Genomic DNA, 19,661 nt, shown 5'->3' with positions numbered 1-19,661 from the left:
CCCGGCATTAGCGGGTAGCACTTCAGGGCCATGCCCAAAGTAAAAATGAACTCGAGCACCAATGCCCAGCCAGCGGCAACCGGGCCAACGCTGACCAGCAGCAGTGGGTTGAGCAGCAGGAACAGGCAGATAACCGCCTTGTACCAAAGCGGCGACTGGCCCAGAAAACCATGGGCAAGGGCCCTGGGCAGGGAGCGGGTCATGAATATGTTTCCTTATGATTCGACAATGGCGCACGGTGCCGGATCGGTGGATACAAGGCAAGACATCTCTGTGAAACATATTCGCTTGCCATGTTGGTCAGTTGCTCAGGCTAGCTGGGTCTCGTATGAGTTTCGGCGACGCAAACCGGTTCTTGCCTTCTACAATGACAGACTGAAACTGTCGGAGAGTACTAAGATGTGTGTCCGCGCGCGACTTGCGTGTCTCAAGTTTGTTTGCGTTTACCGCGTTCTTCAGTATGGCGGCCTGCCTGTCTTTTTTGTTTAGAGGGCTTGCTGATTTTAGTTCGTCTCTCTGGATATTAACTGTCATGTTTTTTTCTAGCTTGCTTGAAAAGGTGCTTGTATCAATCAGGTGGTTTTCCAAGTGTTTGAATTCACGTTTGCTGAAGGTGTTATCCTTCGATAATGGTGATGTAAGGTCGGTCGCATTGGGCCTGTCGAGCTTTTCCAGCTTACGTTTCAATGTGCCTGCGTTATACTTTCCAGAAAGGTGGTTGTATATCCTCTTGATATAGTGGCCTGAAGGGTCCGTATGATTTATGGGGTCACCCTGGCAGTATGCATAAGCGTTTAACCCGCCCTCGTAGAAAGGGCTGAGCGTATCTGGACCCATAAAGCGCGCCAGTGACGGCAAGTAGTGTCGATAACCCTTGCCCAAAACATACAGTCCGAGGGTGTTGCGGTATTCGCCGCTGAAGCCGAGTTCGGAAAGAAGTAAGGCGCTATATCCATAGGGAGTAAATGCTAGCCATTCAAAGGCGTTATAAATTGATTTTGTCACTGTAGTGGTCCTGTGCGGTGGGGGTATTGCCAGTATCTGCCGCATCGTTTAGGACAGCTACTGGCACAAATGTCAGGTGGGGGCGCTGTGGTCCTGCTTTTGGCGCAAGAAGCGTCACTGTAGTGGGTTATAGTCCGGCGCTATGAATCCTTCAGCCCCAGGAGTGCCGCCCGTGACCGAATACAGCGCATTCAAGGTCGAACTGACCGACAACATCGCCCACGTCCAGATCAACCGCCCGGAGAAGGTCAACGCGATGAACGCGGCCTTCTGGGAAGAGATCATCGAAATTTTCCAGTGGGTGGACGACACCGACGCCGTGCGCGTGGTGGTGATCAGTGGTGCTGGCAAGCATTTTTCCGCCGGTATCGACCTGATGATGCTGGCCTCGCTGGCCGGGCAGATGGGCAAGGACGTAGGGCGCAATGCACGCTTCCTGCGCAAGACCATCCAGCGCCTGCAGGCGTCGTTCACGGCCGTGGACAAATGCCGCAAGCCGGTACTGGCGGCGGTGCAGGGCTACTGCATCGGCGGCGCCATCGACCTGGTCTCGGCCTGCGACATGCGCTACTGCAGCCGTGATGCGCAGTTCTCGATCAAGGAAATCGACATGGGCATGGCTGCAGATGTCGGCACACTGCAACGTTTGCCACGTATCATCGGTGACGGCATGATGCGTGAGCTGGCTTTCACCGGGCGCAGCGTCGAGGCCGACGAGGCGCTGCGCATAGGCCTGGTCAACCGGGTCTATGATGATCAGGCCGCATTGCTCGACGGGGTCTTTGCCATCGCCCGCGAGATTGCCGCAAAATCACCGATCGCCGTGGCCGGCACCAAGGAAATGCTCAGCTACATGCGCGACCACCGCATCGACGATGGCCTGGACTACGTCGCTACCTGGAACGCCGCGATGCTGCAGTCCGAAGACCTGCGCGTGGCCGTGGCGGCACACATGAGCAAACAGAAACCGACGTTCGCCGACTGATCGGGCCGGGGGACGCGCAGTCAAGGAACCCCCCGACATGTCAGCACGCTGGACTACCGCAGTACTCGACCCGCAGATTACCGGGGGGCTGGCCGTGGCCCGCAGCCCGGAAGGGTTTTTGCTGGACGACAACGGCGCGCTGTTCCCCCGTGAATGGCTCAAGCGCCAGGACCTTGACGTGCTGTGCGAGCACGGTATCGGCCACTTCGACGGCCAGCCGCTGTTCCTGCTGGAACTGCGCAGTGCCACCCAGGTACCGGGCTGCAGCTGGCGCGGCCTGCGCGCGTTCATGCTGGAAGGCGACTTCGACATCTACAAAGTGCTGGGCTATGCCGCACAGATCGGCACCTGGGCCCGCGAGCACCGCTTCTGCGGCAGCTGTGGCCAGGCGATGACGCAAATCCGTTGGGAGCGGGCGATGTACTGCAAGCCCTGTGACCTGCGCAGCTACCCGCGCATCTCGCCGAGCATGATCGTACTGGTCACCCGTGGCGACCAGATTCTGCTGGCGCGTTCGCCGCGTTTCGTCACCGGGGTATACAGCACCCTGGCCGGCTTTGCCGAACCGGGCGAGTCGGCCGAGGACTGCCTGGTGCGTGAAGTGCGGGAAGAAGTGGCGGTGGAGGTGCAGAACATCCAGTACGTCGGCAGCCAATGCTGGCCGTTCCCGCACTCGATGATGCTGGGTTTCCATGCCGAGTACGCGGGCGGCGACATTGTCATGCAGCCGGACGAAATCGAGGACGCCCAGTGGTTCAGCGTCCACGACCTGCCGCCGTTGCCGGCCGGGCGCTCGATTGCCCGATACCTCATTGACCTCTATGTCGCTCGCCGCTTAGGCCTGCCCGAACCAGTGCTGCCACGCTAGGCGCACGGTCAGCCCCAGCACCACGGTGATGAACACCGGGCGGATGAACTTGCTGCCGCCGCTGATCGCCGTGCGTGCGCCGAAGAAGGCGCCGACCATCACCGACAGGCCCATGCACAGGCCAACCACGTAATCGACTTGCCCGGAAATGATGAACACCGTCAGCGCCGCGATGTTGCTGACGAAGTTCATGCTGCGTGCCACACCGCTGGCCCGCACCAGATCGATGGGGTACAGCAGCAAGGTGCTGACCGTCCAGAACGCCCCGGTACCCGGACCGGCCACGCCGTCGTAGAAGCCCAGGGTGAAGCCCTGCGGCATTTGCCACTTTTTCTTGATGGGTGCATCGGCATCCAGCGGTGCCTTGGGCGTGCCGCCAAACAGCAGGTAGATGCCACAGGCGAAGACGATCACCGGTAGCATCTTGTTCAGCCATTCGGCTGGCATGTAGTGGGCTACTACAGCGCCGATCAGTGCGCCGACCAGGGTGGCGAACAGCGCCGGGCGCCATTGCGCCGGGTGGAAGAGTTTGCGTTTGTAGTAGGTGAAACCGGCAGTGGCCGAGCCGAAGGTGGAACTTAGCTTGTTGGTGCCCAGTACCAGGTGCGGCGGCATGCCGGCGGTGAGCAGCGCCGGGGTGGTGAGCAGGCCGCCGCCACCGGCGATGGCATCGATGAAACCGGCGACGAAGGCGACCAGGGCCAGGATCAGGAGGGTTAGGGGTTCTACGGTGAGTTCGAAGGGCATGGGAGGCTTTCAAGCTGAAGGGCAGGCTGCGGCAAATGACCGCGAGGAGTGGTGCAATGATAATACGGAGTGCCTGAGCTTGTAAGTCGTCGATGTCTGCAGTCGATCCAAGACCAGCCTCACACCGCCATACTCGTTGTAGAACCAGTTGAAATATTAAGACTGATTTCTAATCTCAATGGCTGCTAATTGGGCGGAATGCAAATCTCTTTCAAATTCTTCAAGTCTAGCTAATATTTTTCAATTCTTCTCTGTTTGTCGTGGTACTTCAATGCATCTTCTGAATCCATGGAAGCTGCCAAGGGGAAGTCGCCACTGTCCGATGTAGGCCGTCTGCTTGCTCTCTCGTAGAGCGCTGTCTGGACGTCGATGCCGTAATCCCCGCGCTGGAGTTCCTCAATGTGCGTTGCTTCATATGCTCTACTGGACTTTTCAAGTTTATAAATTCTGTAGATTGCTTTGTAATGTTTTTTGCGAGCGCTGTCGGCCTCCAGGATATCCCCGTATTGCTTCTTCAAGTTAGGGTCTTCATTGAGGGCCCTTGTGGCCTTGGTGCGATAGTAGGCCTTGGTTCTAAATATCGGGACATGCCCTGAGGGGTCGTAAGAGTTTATCGGGTCGCCTATGCAATAGGCGTATGCATTACGTATGTTTTCGCCAAATGGGCTGAAAGCTGTCAGGGGACAAGAAGCGTGCCAGCGCCGGGCTGAATATTCGGTATCCATTGCCAAGGGGATAGCCGTTTATTAGAGCGTCCAGGCGCTGGCCTGCAAAGCCAAGCGTGCAGGCCGAAGTGAGTGCCGAATTGTGGTATCCGTAGGACGTGTAAGCGAATCTGTTTGTGGTCCGCGACATGATCAGCCTGTAGTCTCGAGCAGTGGGCGTATCCTCAAGCAGACTCCGCTAACCCACAACTGGCAGAACTGCCAGGAGCAGCGCGGCCGGTCGCTGGCAAACCAAGGCTCCAAGCAACCGGCTCAAATAATGCTCAGTTTCTGATAAACGCCAGCAAATCCGCATTGATCACATCAGCATGAGTAGTCGGCATGCCGTGCGGGTAGCCCTTGTAGGTTTTCAACGTGCCATTGGGCAACAGTTTTGCCGACAGCGGTCCGGAATTTTCATAGGGCACGATCTGGTCATCGTCGCCATGCATGACCAGTACGGGCTGCTGGATGCCCTTCAGGTCCTCGGTGAAGTCGGTCTGGGAAAACGCCACGATGCCATCGTAATGGGCCTTGGCGCTGCCGATCATGCCCTGGCGCCACCAGTTGCCGATGATGCCGTCGCTGGCTTCGACACCGGGGCGGTTATAGCCGTAGAACGGCCCGGCCGGCACATCCCGGTAAAACTGCGCACGGTTGCTTGCTACCTGCTCCTGGAATCCGTCGAACACCGACTTGGGCAGGCCGCCGGGGTTGCCGGGTGTTTGCACCATCAGCGGGGGGACGGCGGCAATCAGTACCGCCTTAGCCACCTTGTCGCCAGGATGGCGGGCCATGTAGCGCACCACTTCGCCGCCACCGGTCGAGTGGCCGACATGCACGGCGCCCTGGATGCCCAACTCCTCGACCACGGCCGCCACGTCGTCGGCGTAGTGGTCCATGTCGTGCCCGTCCCATACCTGGCTAGAGCGGCCATGGCCACGGCGGTCGTGTGCGACTACGCGGTAACCCTTGGCGAGGAAGAACAGCATCTGCGCGTCCCAGTCGTCGGCGCTCAGCGGCCAGCCGTGGTGGAAGTGGATGACCGGCGCGTCGCGCGGGCCCCAGTCCTTGTAGAAGATCTGTACGGCGTCCTTCGTGGTTACATAGCTCATGGTCGTATCTCCTGGATGCAGGGAGCGAAGGGAGCTATTGAGAATAGGAGGGATTTTGCTGGGTATCGGGGAGTTGTCGATCAGACGCGGTCGCGCATCCGGTACCAGGCTTTGGCGGCGGCTTCCAGCGGAGCCGCCAGCAGGTCGCCGCCGGGGAAGCGGCCATTGTCGATGCCTTGGTACAGCCTCAGCAGGTCGTCGTCACCCAGAATGGCATCGCTGACCGCGCGCGCCGCGGCCAGGGTAGGCAGTACGCCGTGGCCGGAGAAGCCCTGCAACCAGTAGCGCTGGCCCGCGCAGCCGACATCTGGCGTGCGCTGGATGCTGCAATCGATATGGCCGCCCCAGGCATAGTCGATGGCCACCCCGGCCAGTTGCGGGAACACCCGCTCAAGGTAAGGGCGGGTGGCGTTGGCGACATCCTTCGGAATGCCGCCCAGGTAGGTGCAGCCACCCCCAAACAGCAAGCGATTGTCCGGGGTGAGGCGGAAGTAATCGGGCACGAACTGGTTGTCGATCACGCAGCTGTTGCGCGGCAGAAGCGAGCGGGCGAAGTCGGGGTTCAGTGGTGCGGTGGCCACCTGGTATGAACCGACCGGCAACAGCCGGCGAGACAAGCTGCGGTCCAGGCGGTCGATGTAGGCGTTGCAGGCCAGCACCAATACCTGGCTGCGTACGTCGCCGTGATCGGTGCGGGCAACATAGCCGTCGCCGGCCTGCTGGTAGCTGAGCACCTGGCTCTGTTCGTAGATGCGCCCGCCAGCGGCTTCAAGGGTGCCGGCCAGCCCTTGGGCCAGTTTCAGCGGATTAAGGTGCGCGCCTTTCGCGTCGTATAGCGCCGCCTGATAGCGCGGGCTGTCGATCCATTGCGGCAGCTCGTCGCGGCCGATCAGGCGCAGGGCGTCGTAACCCCATTTGCGTTCAGCATCGTGCAGGGCTTCTTCAAGCAGTTTCACCCGCCGCGGCAGCACGGCGGTCCACAGGCTGCCCAGCCGGTAATCGATATCGAAACCATGCCTCCCGGGCAGCTCGCGCAGCTCCTCGGCGGCCCAGCACATGCTCGCCCACAGGCGCTGGGTTCGTTCGAGGCCCAGGGCCTTCTCCAGCGGGGGCATGTCGCACGACCAACCCAGCAGGGCCTGGCCACCGTTGCGGCCGGACGCGGCCCAGGCCACGCGGCTGGCCTCGAGCAGTGTCACGCGCTTGCCGGCCTGGGTCAGGCGCAAGGCCGTGTGCAGCCCGCTGAAGCCAGCGCCGATGATCAGCACGTCGGTGTCGTGGGTGCCTTGCAGGGTGGGGCGCAGGGGGATGCTGGCGGGGTAGGTCTGGGCGTAGTAGCTGGCTATATGCTGGGCAGACTGCTTGAACATGCAATGGCCTCATGAAAATTATTGTGGTTATTTTCATGAAAACTTAGCAGGTAAATTTCATGATGCCAATGGGGTGGGCAAGGTTTGTGGTTTGCCTGGATGTTATGTAATGCCTGATCTGGCCCTATCGCCGGGAAGCCAGCTCCCACAAGATCGCCACAGTTCTCGAATTATGTGCAGGGCCTGTGGGAGCTGGCTTGCCGGCGAGAGGGGGCGACAGTGCAACCGCCTCAGGTTGCCGCCTTTTTCCGAGGTTGACGCGGCTTGCTCGCAGTCTTCGCGCCTGTCGTCTTACCTTTCCCGCCGCTACGGCGCTTTTTTTTCCACGGCGGCGCAGCCCCCGCCGCCGGCCCGCTGATGATCATGCGCATGCCGCTGCAGCGCTCCACCAGTTTGCCCATCCACGCCGACTGCCGGGCTACGAACTCTTCCAGGCTCATCTCGCCGCTCTGCACCATGTCCAGCGCCTGCTCCCAAACTGCGGTGGTGCCCGGGTCGGCAATGGCGCGGGGTACGGCATCGATCAGGCTGAAGGCTGCGGGTGTGGCCGCCAGTGCCTTGCCGTTCTTGACCAGGTAACCGCGGTCGAGCAGGCCCTGGATGATGCTGGCACGGGTGGCCTCGGTGCCGATGCCGGTAGTTTCCTTGAGCTTCTGCTTCAGCCGTGGATCGTCCACCAACTTGGCCACGTTCTTCATGGCCTTGATCAGGTCACCTTCGGTAAACGGCTTGGGTGGCTGGGTCCACAGGTCCTTCAGTTGCAGGCCCTGCACGCTGCAGTCCTGGCCTTCGCGCAGCGTTGGCAGCACCTGCGCAGGCGGTGCTTCGCGGCCCTTGGCCGGGGTCAGCGCTTCAGGCAGCGCACGGCGCCAGCCCGGTTCGACGATCTGCTTGCCCACCGCGCGCAGGGCATGGCCGGCGCAGTCGAAGTCGGCCTGGGTGCGGTCGTACTCATGGTTGGGCAGGAACTGCGCCAGGTAACGGGCGCGTATCAGGGTGTACACCGCCTTGTGCTTGGCCGGCAGGCGCGACGGGTCGCTGGCGGCGGCGGTGGGGATGATGCCGTGGTGGGCGCTGACCTTGGCGTCGTTCCACGCCCGCGAACGGCGCTGCGGCTCCAGGTGGGGCTGTAGTGGTGCCAGGCTGGCATCGGCCCGTTGCAGCGCGGCAAGAATGGCCGGTGCTTCGGCGTGCTGGCTCTGGGGCAGGTAGCCGCAGTCGCTGCGCGGGTAGGTGATCAGTTTGTGGGTTTCGTACAGGGCCTGGGCGATGTCGAGGGTTTCCTGGGCGCCAAGGCCGAACTTTTTCGAGCACAGCTCCTGCAGGGTGCCCAGGTCGAAGGGCAGCGGTGCGGCTTCGCGCACGCGCTCGGTGGCCACTTTTACCGCCCGGGCCGTGCCGGCATTGCCGATGTCTGCAGCGGCCTGTTGTGCCAGACCCTGCTTCAGGCAGCGGCCCTGATCGTCGCAAGCATCCTCAGGAGCACGCCATTGGGCGTTGAACCGCTGGCCAGCGTGTTCGAGTTGAACATCGATGGCCCAGAACGGCACCGGCACGAAATCGGCGATGCTGCGGTCGCGGTCGACCACCAGGCGCAAGGTGGGTGTTTGCACCCGGCCCACCGGCAGTACGCCCTGGTAGCCGGATTGCCGGCCCAGCAAGGTGAACAGGCGGCTCATGTTCATGCCGATCAGCCAGTCGGCCCGCGAGCGGCCCAGCGCCGAATGGTACAGGTTGAAGGTTTCGTGACCTGGCAGCAGGCGGGCCAGGGCCTTGCGGATGGACGCGTCGTCCAGTGCCGACAGCCACAGGCGTTGCACCGGGCCACGGTAGCGGCAATGCTCGACCAGCTCGCGGGCGATCATCTCGCCTTCGCGGTCGGCGTCGGTGGCAATCACCAGCTCCCGTGCTTCGCCGAGCAGGCGCTTGACCGCCTTGAACTGGCTGGCGGTCTTGGGCTTGACCAGCATCTTCCACGTGTCCGGGATGATGGGCAGGTCGGCCAGGTTCCAGCGCTTGTAGCGTTCGTCGTAGCTGTCGGGCGGGGCGGTTTCCAGCAGGTGGCCGATGCACCAGGTGACGCAGACGTCGGTACCTTGCCAACAGCCGTCGCCCTTGCGGGTGGCGCCGAGCACTTTGGCGATGTCTTTTGCCTGGGAGGGTTTTTCGCAGAGGAACAGGCGCATGGCCGGGAACGCTTCATCGGGGGTGATGGGCACTAGGATGCGCAAGCGGGGGCGCGGAGGCAAGTTTTATCTGGATGGATGTACAGGTTTTGTCAGCAGGAATGTCTGTCGCGTGTGCCGGCCCTTTCGCGGGTGAACCCGCTCCCACAGGGACCGCACAGCATTTGGGGGCTGTGGGGTACCTGTGGGAGCGGGTTTACCCGCGAAGAGGCCAGTACAGGTTATGGATCAGACGCGTGAGTCGCGCACCATGTCCACATGCGGGATGCCGGCTTCGAGGAATTCCTCGCTGACCACGCGAAAGCCCAGGCGCTCGTAGAACGGCGTGGCGTGCACCTGTGCACTGAGCGTCTGCTGCTTCAGGTCGCGGTTCTGCGCTTCGGCGATTACCGCGTTCATCAGTGCATCACCCACCTTCAGCCCGCGCCAGTCCTTCAGCACTGAAATGCGGCCGATGGTGCCGTCCGCCAGCAGGCGGGCAGTACCGATCGGGTAGTCGCCTTCCAGGGCCAGGAAGTGCAGTGCGTCGTTGTCTTCCGAGTCGAACTCCAGCTCTGGCGGGATGTGCTGTTCGGCGACGAACACCGCTTCACGAATGCGACGGATATCGGCATTGTCCTTGTGCCAATCGGCAAGGCGCACATGAATCTTATTCATCGGCGAATCCCAGACTTCCTTGTTTGACCAGTTGCTGTACCAGCATAAGGCCATCTTCGTCTTCCAGCCACTCTGCCAGGTTTTCGATGTGCAGCGCATCGGCCGCGCACACCAGCTTCAGCAGCTCGCGCAGTTTACCTGGCAGCGGGCAGCTGCGGCCGCTGGCGAACAGCATCAGATCGTCGTTGAGCTCGGACCAGGCCATGCGCGCGCTTGGGTTGCGGATCAGGATGGCGCCATCCTCGAGGGCTTTGACCAGCTCTTCTTCGCTCAGCTCTTCGCCTGCAACCTGCTCCGGGTAACGCGGCTCGGTCATGAACTGGCCGAACCAGGTCAGCAGCAGGTCCTTGTCGCCCATGTGCTTGTCGAGCAGCGCCTTCAGACGGTCGAGGGCGTCGTGCTGGATCTGGTGCGGGTCGGCGACCGGCTGGGCGTCGGCGTCGCTGTAGCGCTCTTCGTCAGGCAGGAACTGGCCGAGGAAGTCGGTGAAGTGGGTCAGCACTTCGGCGGCGCTTGGGGCACGGAAGCCAACCGAGTAGGTCAGGCAGTCGTCCACGGCCACGCCGTAGTGGGCCAGGCGCGGCGGCAGGTACAGCATGTCCCCGGGCTCCAGGGTCCACTCGCCGCTCTGTTCGAAGTCGGCGAGGATACGCAGGTCGGCGTGTTCCAGCAGCGGGCTGTCGCTGCTGCACATCTGGCCGATCTTCCAGTTGCGCTGGCCGTGGCCCTGCAGCAGGAACACGTCGTAGTTGTCGAAGTGCGGGCCGACGCTGCCGCCAGGGGTGGCGAAACTGATCATCACATCGTCGATGCGCCAGCTGGGCAGGAAGCGGAAGTTTTCCAGCAGCTCGGCGACTTCCGGGACGAACTGGTCGACGGCCTGCACCAGCAGGGTCCAGTCCTTTTCCGGCAGCTCGGCGAAGGTTTCTTCGCTGAACGGGCCGCGGCGCAGCTCCCACGGGTGTGCGCCATGTTCGAGCACGATGCGCGACTCGACTTCTTCTTCCAGGGCCAGGCCGGCCAGTTCGTCGGGGTCGATCGGGCTGATGAAGTCCGGGAAGGCCTGGCGCACCAGCAGCGGCTTCTTCTGCCAGTAGTCGCGCATGAATTCGCGGGCCGAGATGCCGCCGAGCAGCTGCAGTGGAGTATCAGGATTCATGTTCAACCTATTGAAAAAACGTAATTTTCGTCCGGGAATAAAAACGCCCGGCCAGGCCGGGCGTTGCACGCGACGGTCGGCTTAGATGCGCTTGGCCTGGGCTGCCGCGTTACCGATGTAGGTAGCGGGGGTCAGCTGCTTGAGCTCGGCCTTGGCTTCGGCTGGCATGTCCAGGCCATCGATGAAGGTCAGCAGCGCTTCAGGGGTGATGCCCTTGCCACGGGTCAGCTCCTTGAGCTTCTCGTAGGGGTTCTCGATGTTGAAGCGGCGCATTACGGTCTGGATCGGCTCGGCCAGCACTTCCCAGCAGGCGTCCAGGTCAGCAGCGATGCGGGCGTGGTTGACTTCCAGCTTGCCGATGCCTTTCAGGCTGGCTTCATAGGCGATGATGCTGTGGGCAAAGCCCACGCCCAGGTTGCGCAGCACGGTGGAGTCGGTGAGGTCGCGCTGCCAGCGCGAGATTGGCAGCTTGCTGGCCAGGTGCTGGAACAGCGCGTTGGCGATACCCAGGTTGCCTTCGGAGTTTTCGAAGTCGATCGGGTTGACCTTGTGCGGCATGGTCGACGAGCCGATTTCGCCCGCGACGGTCTTCTGCTTGAAGTAGCCCAGCGAGATGTAGCCCCACACGTCACGGTCGAAATCGATCAGGATGGTGTTGAAGCGGGCGATGGCGTCGAACAGCTCGGCGATGTAGTCGTGCGGCTCGATCTGGGTGGTGTACGGGTTGAACTGCAGGCCCAGTTCGTCTTCGATGAAGGCGCGGGCGTTTTCTTCCCAGTCGATCTGCGAGTAGGCGGAGAGGTGGGCGTTGTAGTTGCCCACGGCGCCATTGATCTTGCCCAGCAGCGGCACGGCGGCGGCCTGGGCGATCTGGCGCTCCAGGCGGTACACGACGTTGGCCAGCTCTTTACCCAGGGTGGTCGGCGAAGCCGGCTGGCCGTGGGTGCGCGACAGCATTGGCACATCGGCGTGGGCGTGGGCCAGGGCGCGGATGGCGTCGGCGATCTGGCGCATCAGCGGCAGCAGCACGTCGTCACGGCCGGCGCGCAGCATCAGGGCGTGGGACAGGTTGTTGATGTCCTCGCTGGTGCAGGCAAAATGGATGAACTCGCTGACGTTGGCCAGCTCTGGCAGCTTGGCAGCCTGCTCCTTGAGCAGGTATTCGATTGCCTTGACGTCGTGGTTGGTGGTGCGCTCGATTTCCTTGACACGCTCGGCGTGTTCCAGCTTGAAATCGCTAGCCAGGCTGTCCAGCAGGGCGTTGGCTTCGGCGGAAAACGCCGGCACTTCGCCGATCTGCGGGTGGGCGGCCAGGCGCTGCAGCCAGCGCACTTCGACCAGGGCGCGGAAACGGATCAGGCCGAATTCGCTGAAAATGGGGCGCAAGGCCTGGGTTTTGCCGGCATAACGGCCGTCTACAGGGGAAACCGCAGTGAGCGAAGAAAGCTGCATGGGGTGTTCTCGGACAGTCAGGCTTTTGGAAGGGCGCATATCATACATGAAATTTGCGCCCGAGTCGGGTGGCTGACCAAAGGTCTGGCCATGGATCAGGTGCGGCTTTGTGCATTGCCTGTTCTGGCCTCATCGCCGGCAAGCCAGCTCCCACAGGTTACTGCGCAGGCCTTGAGCACAGTGCAAACCCTGTGGGAGCTGGCTTGCCGGCGATGAGGCCGGAACTGTCAACCCCCAGTCAGGAGGGGCTGCGCATCATGTCGTACAGTTCGTTGAGCAGCTTGCGCCGGCTGAACACCAGTTGCCAGCGATGGCCGCCCAGCTGGCGCCACAGGCGCGCGGCGCGGATACCGGCCAGCAGCAGGGCGCGGATTTTCGAGGCGTTGTTGGGCTGTTGCAGGAAACGCATGTCGCCATGCACCTGGATGCGCTGGCGCAAGGTGCTGAGGGTGTCCTGGTACAAGGCTCCGCTGGAAGCGATGACGTTTTCGTGAACCAGGCCAAAATGCTCGGCCTGGGACTGGATTTGCGGCAGGCGGTTGCCGATGGTGTCGAGCAGGTCGCCACGCTTGTTCAGCTGGCGCTCCAGGCCCAGCATCGACAGCGCATAGCGCAGTGGTTCGCGTTGCAGGCTGTTGGGGTCGCGCTCCAGGGCGCCGACCAGGGCGCGGTAGCCGTCGCGCAGGTTCAGGTCGTCACCGCCGAACACCTCCAGGGTGTCCTTGGGGTCACGCACCAGCAGGCTGCCCAGCATGCAGCCGATGTTGGCCTCGCTCGCCTGGCCGGTGCGGGCGATGCGGTCGACCAGCACGGCGGCCTGGAATACGCCACCCAACGCAATCAGCTGCTCCTGCAGGTTGCTCATGCGTGCGGGCTCCATGGTTCGGCGGTTTCGATGACGCCGCCGCCCAGGCACACCTCGCCATCGTAGAACACCACCGACTGGCCTGGGGTAACGGCGCGCTGCGGCTCGACGAACACGGCGCGGTAGCCGCTGGCGGTGCGCTCCAGCGTGCACTGCTGGTCGCTCTGGCGATAGCGCACCTTGGCCGTGAGCTGGCGCGGGCTGCCTAGGTCGATCGGGTTGACCCAGAAAATGTCCGAAGCGAGCAGGGCGCGGGAGAACAGCCAAGGGTGTTCGTTGCCCTGGCCGACCACCAGCACGTTGCGCTCCAGGTCCTTGTGCAGCACGTACCACGGCTCGTCGCCAGCGTCCTTCAGGCCACCGATGCCCAGGCCCTGACGCTGGCCGATGGTGTGGTACATCAAGCCATGGTGGCGGCCGATCACTTCACCGTCGGTGGTCTGGATTTCACCCGGCTGCGCCGGCAGGTACTGCTTGAGGAAGTCGCTGAAGCGGCGTTCGCCAATGAAGCAGATACCGGTGGAATCCTTCTTCTTGGCAGTGGCCAGGCCGTGTTTTTCGGCAATGGCGCGCACTTCGGGCTTTTCCAGCTCGCCGACCGGGAACAGCGTGCGGGCGATTTCCGTGCCACCGACGGCATGCAGGAAATAGCTCTGGTCCTTGTTCGGGTCCAGGCCCTTGAGCAGTTCGGTGAGGTCACCGGTGTCGCGGCGGCGTACGTAGTGGCCGGTGGCGATCAGGTCGGCACCCAGCGACAGGGCGTAGTCGAGAAACGCCTTGAACTTGATTTCGCGGTTGCAGAGGATGTCCGGGTTGGGCGTGCGGCCGGCCTTGTACTCTTCAAGGAAGTGCTCGAACACGTGGTCCCAGTACTCGGCGGCGAAGTTGGCGGTGTGCAGCTTGATGCCGATGCGGTCGCACACGGCCTGGGCGTCGGCCAGGTCTTCACGGGCGGTGCAGTATTCGGTGCCGTCGTCTTCTTCCCAGTTCTTCATGAACAGCCCTTCCACCTGGTAGCCCTGTTCCATGAGCAGAAGGGCGGAGACGGAAGAGTCCACGCCGCCGGACATGCCGACGATGACGCGGGTCTTGGCGGGGTCTTTGAGTGCTGGGCTGGTCATGGGTACCGGTGTGTATCAAAGGGGAAAAACGCCGATTCTATCAAACCCGCAGCGCGGCGTCAGTCGCGTAGCAGGTCCAGGCTGTGCAATGGGCCGTTGAGGTAGTCGTCGAGGCAGCGTGGTACCAGCTCGCTGCGCCAGCGGGCGGGGTCGGCCAGCAGTTCGTCACGGGTCAGCCACACGGCGCGGACGATGTCGCTGTCCAGGGCCAGGTCCTGGTGGTGGCGCACGGGGCGGGCGGCGAAGCAGATGCGCTGGTAGGTGACGCCATTGCTGGGGGCGGTGTAGAGGTAGATGCCGACCAGGCCGATGAGCTCGACTTCCCAGGCGGTTTCTTCGAGGGTTTCGCGCAGGGCGGCCTGGGGCAGGGTCTCAAAGGGCTCCAGGTGGCCGGCGGGTTGGTTGAAGACGTGTTGGCCCGCTTTGAATTCTTCGACGAAGAGGAACCTGCCTTCGTGTTCGACGATGGTGGCGACGGTGATGTGGGGTTGCCAGGTCATTGATAGCTCCGTAACGGCCTGATCGGACCCTGTGGGAGCGGGTTTCAGGTTGGCCGCTAGATATCATTTATCCAGAAAGCACAAACCCCGGTGCGTGGCCGGGGTTTGCGGGTTTACTTCAAGCGAACCTTACAGGGCAGCAATGGCGCTGTTCAGGGTCTGGCTTGGGCGCATCACCTTGGCGGTCAGCTCGGCATCCGGGGCGTAGTAGCCACCGATGTCGACCGGCTTGCCCTGGACAGCGTTGAGCTCGGCGACGATGGTCTCCTCGTTCTCGCTCAGGGTCTTGGCCAGTGGCGCGAAGCGTGCCTGCAGGGCAGCGTCGTCGCTCTGTGCAGCCAGGGCCTGGGCCCAGTACAGGGTCAGGTAGAAGTGGCTGCCGCGGTTGTCGATACCACCGACTTTGCGCGAAGGCGACTTGTTGGTGTCCAGGAACTTGCCGGTTGCCTGGTCCAGGGTGTCGGCCAGCACTTTGGCGCGCGGGTTGTCGTAGGTGTTGCCCAGGTGCTCCAGGGAAGCGGCCAGGGCCAGGAATTCACCCAGCGAGTCCCAGCGCAGGAAGTTCTCTTCCACCAGCTGCTGTACGTGCTTCGGTGCCGAACCGCCGGCGCCGGTTTCGAACAGGCCACCGCCGTTCATCAGCGGCACGATCGACAGCATCTTGGCGCTGGTGCCCAGTTCCATGATCGGGAACAGGTCGGTCAGGTAGTCGCGCAGCACGTTGCCGGTCACCGAGATGGTGTCCTTGCCTTCGCGGATGCGGGCCAGGGAGAACTTGATGGCTTCAACCGGAGGCAGTACGCGGATGTCTAGGCCAGCGGTGTCGTGATCCTTCAGGTACTTTTGTACCTTCTCGATCATCACGCCGTCGTGGGCGCGGGCCGGGTCCAGCCAGAACACCGCAGGGGTGCTGCTCAGGCGGGCGCGGTTGACGGCCAGCTTGACCCAGTCCTGGATCGGCGCGTCCTTGGTCTGGCACATGCGGAAGATGTCACCGGCTTCGACGTGCTGCTCCAGCACCACCTTGCCCTTGCCATCGACCACGCGCACGACGCCGTCGGCCTTGATCTGGAAGGTCTTGTCGTGGGAACCGTACTCTTCGGCCTTTTGCGCCATCAGGCCAACGTTCGGCACGCTGCCCATGGTGGTCGGGTCGAATGCGCCGTTGGCCTTGCAGTCTTCGATGGTGGCCTGGTAGATGCCGGCGTAGCAGCGGTCCGGGATCACGGCCTTGGCGTCTTGCAGTTCGCCGGCGGTGTTCCACATCTTGCCCGAGTCACGGATCATGGCCGGCATCGAGGCGTCGACGATAACGTCGCTTGGCACGTGCAGGTTGGTGATGCCCTTGTCGGAGTTGACCATGGCCAGCGCCGGGCGCTCGGCATACAGGGCCTGGATATCGGCTTCGATCTCGGCCTGCTGGGCGGCTGGCAGGTCCTTGATGCGGGCGTACAGGTCGCCGATGCCGTTGTTGGCGTTGAAGCCTACCTGGGCCAGCGCGGCGGCGTGCTTGGCCAGCACATCGTTATAGAATTCTTCGACGATGACGCCGAACATGATCGGGTCGGAGACCTTCATCATGGTGGCTTTCAGGTGCACCGACAGCAGTACGCCAGCGGCCTTGGCATCGGCGATCTGCTCGGCGATGAAGGCTTTCAGGGCCTTGCGGCTCATGGTGGCGCAGTCAATGATTTCGGCAGCCTTGACCGCGGTTTTTTCTTTCAGCACGGTGGTGCTGCCGTCTTTGCCGACCAGCTCGATGCGCAGGCTGTCGTCAGCGTCGATCAGCGCGGCTTTCTCGCTGCCGTAGAAGTCGCCCTGGGTCATGTGGGCAACGTGCGATTTGGAGTCGGCGGCCCAGGCGCCCATCTTGTGCGGGTGCTTGCGGGCGTAGTTCTTCACCGACAGCGGTGCGCGGCGGTCGGAGTTGCCTTCGCGCAGCACCGGGTTCACGGCCGAACCCTTGATGCGGTCGTAGCGGGCACGGGACTCTTTTTCGTCCGCAGTGGCCGGCTCGTCGGCGTAGTCGGGGATGTTGAAGCCCTTGCCCTGCAGCTCCTTGATCGCGGCCTTGAGCTGCGGTACCGAGGCGCTGATGTTGGGCAGCTTGATGATGTTGGCTTCAGGGGTGGTAGCCAGCTGACCCAGTTCCGCCAGGTGATCGCCTACTTGCTTCTCTGCGCCCAGTTGCTCCGGGAAGGCGGCGAGGATGCGGCCAGCCAGGGAGATGTCGCGAGTTTCGACGGCGATGTCAGCCGAGGCGGTGAAGGCTTCGACGATCGGCAGCAGCGAGTAGGTGGCGAGGGCGGGGGCTTCGTCGGTGAAGGTATAGATGATCTTGGAACGGGTGGGCATGCGGGTTAACTCTCTGTGTGCTGAGCTTGCTCGAGTCTCGTGCTGCGCAGGGTAGGCGCATCGCCCTGGCAACGCCATGAGCGGAAAGTCGAGAGGCTGCGAGCGGTGATGGTGGATGCATCAGTCGAGCGTCAAGTGCCGAGCTGCGGTAACAGCCCAGGCTGAGTGGCCAGGCTCGGTCTCCTTTCCTGGCCGAGGGCGGTCCGCATTTTCCTGGGATTCGCCCCGATGACCCTACGGTCGCGGCGGAGTATACCAAACCATTCGGGCTAATCAGCAAGGCCAAGTGATATCGGCCCATTTATAAGACCAAAGACGTAGCCGCAATGTGGCGGGTTGTCGCATGCCTTGCAGGTCGGCAGATGTGGTTTAGGCTGATTGGATTGCAGGATGTCCAATCACACCCGAAAGCGGAGTAGTGCAAGCATGGGATACCAGAAAATCAAGGTTCCGACCGACGGCACCAAGATCACCGTCAATGCAGACCATTCGCTCAATGTGCCTGACAACCCGATCATTCCTTATATCGAAGGCGACGGGATTGGCGTGGATGTTTCACCGGTGATGATCAAGGTGGTCGACGCCGCTGTGCAAAAGGCCTACGGCGGCAAGCGCAAGATCGCCTGGATGGAAGTGTACGCCGGCGAAAAAGCCACCCAGGTGTACGACCAGGACACCTGGCTGCCACAGGAAACCCTCGATGCCGTGCGCGATTACGTGGTGTCGATCAAGGGCCCGCTGACCACGCCGGTCGGCGGCGGCATCCGCTCGCTGAACGTGGCGCTGCGTCAGCAGCTCGACCTTTACGTGTGCCTGCGCCCGGTGCTGTGGTTCGAGGGCGTGCCCAGCCCGGTGAAAAAGCCAGGCGATGTCGACATGGTGATCTTCCGTGAGAACTCCGAGGACATCTACGCCGGCATCGAGTGGAAGGCGGGCTCGCCGGAGGCGAACAAGGTGATCAAGTTCCTCAAGGAGGAAATGGGCGTCACCAAGATCCGCTTCGACCAGGACTGCGGCATTGGCGTCAAGCCGGTGTCCCTCGAGGGCACCAAGCGCCTGGTGCGCAAGGCCCTGCAATACGTGGTGGACAACGACCGCGAGTCGCTCACCCTGGTGCACAAGGGCAATATCATGAAGTTCACCGAAGGTGCCTTCAAGGACTGGGGGTACGAGGTGGCACGTGACGAGTTTGGTGCCGAACTGCTCGACGGCGGCCCCTGGATGAAGTTCAAGAACCCCAAAACCGGCCGCGAGGTCATCGTCAAGGACGCTATTGCCGACGCCATGCTGCAGCAGATTTTGCTGCGCCCGGCCGAGTACGACGTGATCGCTACCCTCAACCTCAACGGTGACTACCTGTCCGATGCCCTGGCGGCGGAAGTGGGCGGCATTGGCATTGCGCCGGGCGCCAACCTGTCCGACACCGTGGCCATGTTCGAAGCCACCCACGGCACCGCGCCCAAGTACGCCGGGCAGGACAAGGTCAACCCGGGTTCGGTGATCCTGTCGGCAGAGATGATGCTACGGCACATGGGCTGGACCGAAGCCGCCGACCTGATCATCAAGGGCACCAATGGCGCGATTGCGGCCAAGACCGTGACCTACGACTTCGAGCGGCTGATGGACGGCGCCACGCTGGTGGGCAGTTCGGGCTTTGGCGATGAAATGATCAAGCATATGTAAGGCAACACAAAACCGGCCGCTTCGATAAAGAAGCGGCCGGTTTTTTCGTATACCGGCAGAAGCGGGCTGGTCAGGCGCGCACAGTTTCGCTCTCGGAGTGGCCGGCAGTTTTGGCTGCGGCCTCTGCGGCGGCTACTGACGCGTCCCTGATGTCCGTGGCATGCAGGCCCTTGGGGCCTTGAATGATGTCGAACACCACAGATTGGCCGGCCTTGAGGGTTTTGTAACCGTCCATCCGGATCGCCGAGTAATGGGCGAACAGGTCGTCGGGTTTGCCCTCTTCATTGATGAATCCGTAGCCCTTGGCATTGTTGAACCACTTGACTTTACCGCTTGCCATCCCTATGTCCCTCTGCAAAGGACTCCATCACTGGAGTATCATCCACTTCATCCGCATACGAACCTGCGAAAATCGGGTTGACTGCGCGGATCTTTATCGACCACGGTGGGTTCTTATTGGTTGTAACACCGTTTTGCCGATAGTCAAGGTCATGCGGCGGCCGCACGATTAGCCGTTTGCAGGGTCAACCCACAACCTTAACCTGTCGATGTGATGAAATTCTTTCCATGCATGCACACAGCCAGATTCGACTAACATTCAATCAGGATCGCCCTCAATCCAACGAGGACGATGGCTCTGGTCTGGCGGTTCAGGAAGCCAAGCCGATCCTGCAGGCGCCACCGATGTACAAGGTGGTTTTGTTCAACGATGACTACACGCCAATGGATTTCGTCGTCGAAGTGCTCGAGACGTTCTTCAGTCTGAACCGCGAGCTGGCGACCAAGATCATGCTGACCGTCCATACCGAGGGGCGGGCAGTGTGCGGATTGTTTACCCGTGACATCGCCGAAACAAAGGCCATGCAGGTCAACCAATACGCCAGGGAAA

19 protein-coding genes and 1 pseudogene are annotated in these 19,661 nt (G+C 62.1%); 4 read left to right on the top strand and 16 right to left on the bottom strand.

From position 1 onward, the window contains the following. Positions 1-203 (bottom strand): annotated as a pseudogene (nhaB, locus tag HP547_RS11645) (sodium/proton antiporter); the annotation flags it as partial. A gap of 97 nt (positions 204-300) precedes the next feature. Further along, complete coding sequence (locus HP547_RS11640) at positions 301-1,005, bottom strand: RHS repeat-associated core domain-containing protein (protein WP_372242888.1); 705 nt, start codon at positions 1,003-1,005, stop codon at positions 301-303. A 172-nt stretch (positions 1,006-1,177) separates the two neighbouring features. Here HP547_RS11640 and HP547_RS11635 point away from each other — a divergent pair, with 172 nt between their 5' ends. Together HP547_RS11635 and nudC are read left to right on the top strand one after the other, a co-directional pair. Next, on the top strand, positions 1,178-1,990 hold the full coding sequence (locus tag HP547_RS11635) for a crotonase/enoyl-CoA hydratase family protein (RefSeq protein ID WP_172286347.1): 813 nt from the start codon (positions 1,178-1,180) through the stop codon (positions 1,988-1,990). Between the two features lie 37 nt (positions 1,991-2,027). Then, positions 2,028-2,858, top strand: a complete 831-nt coding sequence (gene nudC / locus HP547_RS11630; RefSeq protein ID WP_172223352.1) for an NAD(+) diphosphatase — start codon at positions 2,028-2,030, stop codon at positions 2,856-2,858. Here the strand turns inward: nudC and HP547_RS11625 are convergent. From HP547_RS11625 to HP547_RS11570, 13 genes are all read right to left on the bottom strand, one after another. Beyond that, complete coding sequence (locus tag HP547_RS11625) at positions 2,826-3,605, bottom strand: TSUP family transporter (protein ID WP_172286346.1); 780 nt, start codon at positions 3,603-3,605, stop codon at positions 2,826-2,828. The genes nudC and HP547_RS11625 overlap by 33 nt on opposite strands. A 230-nt stretch (positions 3,606-3,835) precedes the next feature. Then, complete coding sequence (locus tag HP547_RS11620) at positions 3,836-4,336, bottom strand: hypothetical protein (RefSeq protein WP_256676320.1); 501 nt, start codon at positions 4,334-4,336, stop codon at positions 3,836-3,838. After that, complete coding sequence (locus tag HP547_RS29655; protein WP_256676319.1) at positions 4,248-4,460, bottom strand: RHS repeat-associated core domain-containing protein; 213 nt, start codon at positions 4,458-4,460, stop codon at positions 4,248-4,250. Before HP547_RS29655 ends, HP547_RS11620 begins: the two co-directional genes overlap by 89 nt. 133 nt (positions 4,461-4,593) lie before the next feature. Further along, positions 4,594-5,424, bottom strand: coding sequence for an alpha/beta fold hydrolase (locus HP547_RS11615; protein ID WP_172286345.1), 831 nt, complete (start codon positions 5,422-5,424; stop codon positions 4,594-4,596). 80 nt (positions 5,425-5,504) lie between these two features. Continuing rightward, positions 5,505-6,794 carry an FAD-binding oxidoreductase gene (locus HP547_RS11610; RefSeq protein WP_172286344.1) on the bottom strand — a complete coding sequence of 430 codons (1,290 nt, stop codon included), beginning with the start codon at positions 6,792-6,794 and terminating at the stop codon, positions 5,505-5,507. 230 nt (positions 6,795-7,024) lie between these two features. Then, positions 7,025-8,980, bottom strand: coding sequence for a DNA topoisomerase III (locus HP547_RS11605; protein ID WP_172286351.1), 1,956 nt, complete (start codon positions 8,978-8,980; stop codon positions 7,025-7,027). Between the two features lie 228 nt (positions 8,981-9,208). After that, positions 9,209-9,637: a GNAT family N-acetyltransferase gene (locus HP547_RS11600; RefSeq protein WP_172223340.1), complete on the bottom strand. Its 429-nt coding sequence runs from the start codon at positions 9,635-9,637 to the stop codon at positions 9,209-9,211. Beyond that, positions 9,630-10,796 carry a cupin domain-containing protein gene (locus HP547_RS11595; protein ID WP_172223336.1) on the bottom strand — a complete coding sequence of 389 codons (1,167 nt, stop codon included), beginning with the start codon at positions 10,794-10,796 and terminating at the stop codon, positions 9,630-9,632. The genes HP547_RS11600 and HP547_RS11595 overlap by 8 nt, the downstream gene beginning before the upstream one ends. An 81-nt stretch (positions 10,797-10,877) precedes the next feature. Further along, positions 10,878-12,248: an adenylosuccinate lyase gene (purB, locus tag HP547_RS11590; protein ID WP_172223333.1), complete on the bottom strand. Its 1,371-nt coding sequence runs from the start codon at positions 12,246-12,248 to the stop codon at positions 10,878-10,880. 238 nt (positions 12,249-12,486) lie between these two features. Further along, positions 12,487-13,113 carry a high frequency lysogenization protein HflD gene (gene hflD, locus HP547_RS11585; RefSeq protein WP_172223330.1) on the bottom strand — a complete coding sequence of 209 codons (627 nt, stop codon included), beginning with the start codon at positions 13,111-13,113 and terminating at the stop codon, positions 12,487-12,489. Continuing rightward, entirely contained in the window at positions 13,110-14,234 is a 1,125-nt protein-coding gene (gene mnmA, locus HP547_RS11580) for a tRNA 2-thiouridine(34) synthase MnmA (RefSeq protein WP_172223327.1), read from the bottom strand. Before mnmA ends, hflD begins: the two co-directional genes overlap by 4 nt. A gap of 59 nt (positions 14,235-14,293) precedes the next feature. Continuing rightward, complete coding sequence (locus HP547_RS11575; protein WP_172223323.1) at positions 14,294-14,734, bottom strand: NUDIX hydrolase; 441 nt, start codon at positions 14,732-14,734, stop codon at positions 14,294-14,296. A gap of 129 nt (positions 14,735-14,863) precedes the next feature. Further along, complete coding sequence (locus HP547_RS11570) at positions 14,864-17,089, bottom strand: NADP-dependent isocitrate dehydrogenase (RefSeq protein WP_172223320.1); 2,226 nt, start codon at positions 17,087-17,089, stop codon at positions 14,864-14,866. 426 nt (positions 17,090-17,515) lie between these two features. Between HP547_RS11570 and icd the strand changes: the two genes are divergently transcribed. Then, positions 17,516-18,772: an NADP-dependent isocitrate dehydrogenase gene (icd, locus tag HP547_RS11565; RefSeq protein ID WP_172223315.1), complete on the top strand. Its 1,257-nt coding sequence runs from the start codon at positions 17,516-17,518 to the stop codon at positions 18,770-18,772. Positions 18,773-18,842: 70 nt separating this feature from the next. On the opposite strand, the gene cspD is transcribed toward icd, so the two are convergent. Next, the gene (cspD, locus tag HP547_RS11560; protein ID WP_172223312.1) at positions 18,843-19,112 is read right to left on the bottom strand and encodes a cold shock domain-containing protein CspD; all 270 of its coding nucleotides are present in this window, start codon (positions 19,110-19,112) and stop codon (positions 18,843-18,845) included. Positions 19,113-19,339: 227 nt separating this feature from the next. Between cspD and clpS the strand changes: the two genes are divergently transcribed. After that, on the top strand, positions 19,340-19,661 hold a 322-nt coding region (clpS, locus tag HP547_RS11555; protein ID WP_172286343.1), incomplete at its 3' end, for an ATP-dependent Clp protease adapter ClpS.

It is taken from the genome of Pseudomonas sp. CM27 (assembly GCF_013179515.1).
Classification (GTDB): Bacteria; Pseudomonadota; Gammaproteobacteria; order Pseudomonadales; family Pseudomonadaceae; genus Aquipseudomonas.
The sequence above is the reverse complement of the archived record's forward strand: the minus strand, read 5'-3'. Positions and strand labels throughout refer to the sequence as shown.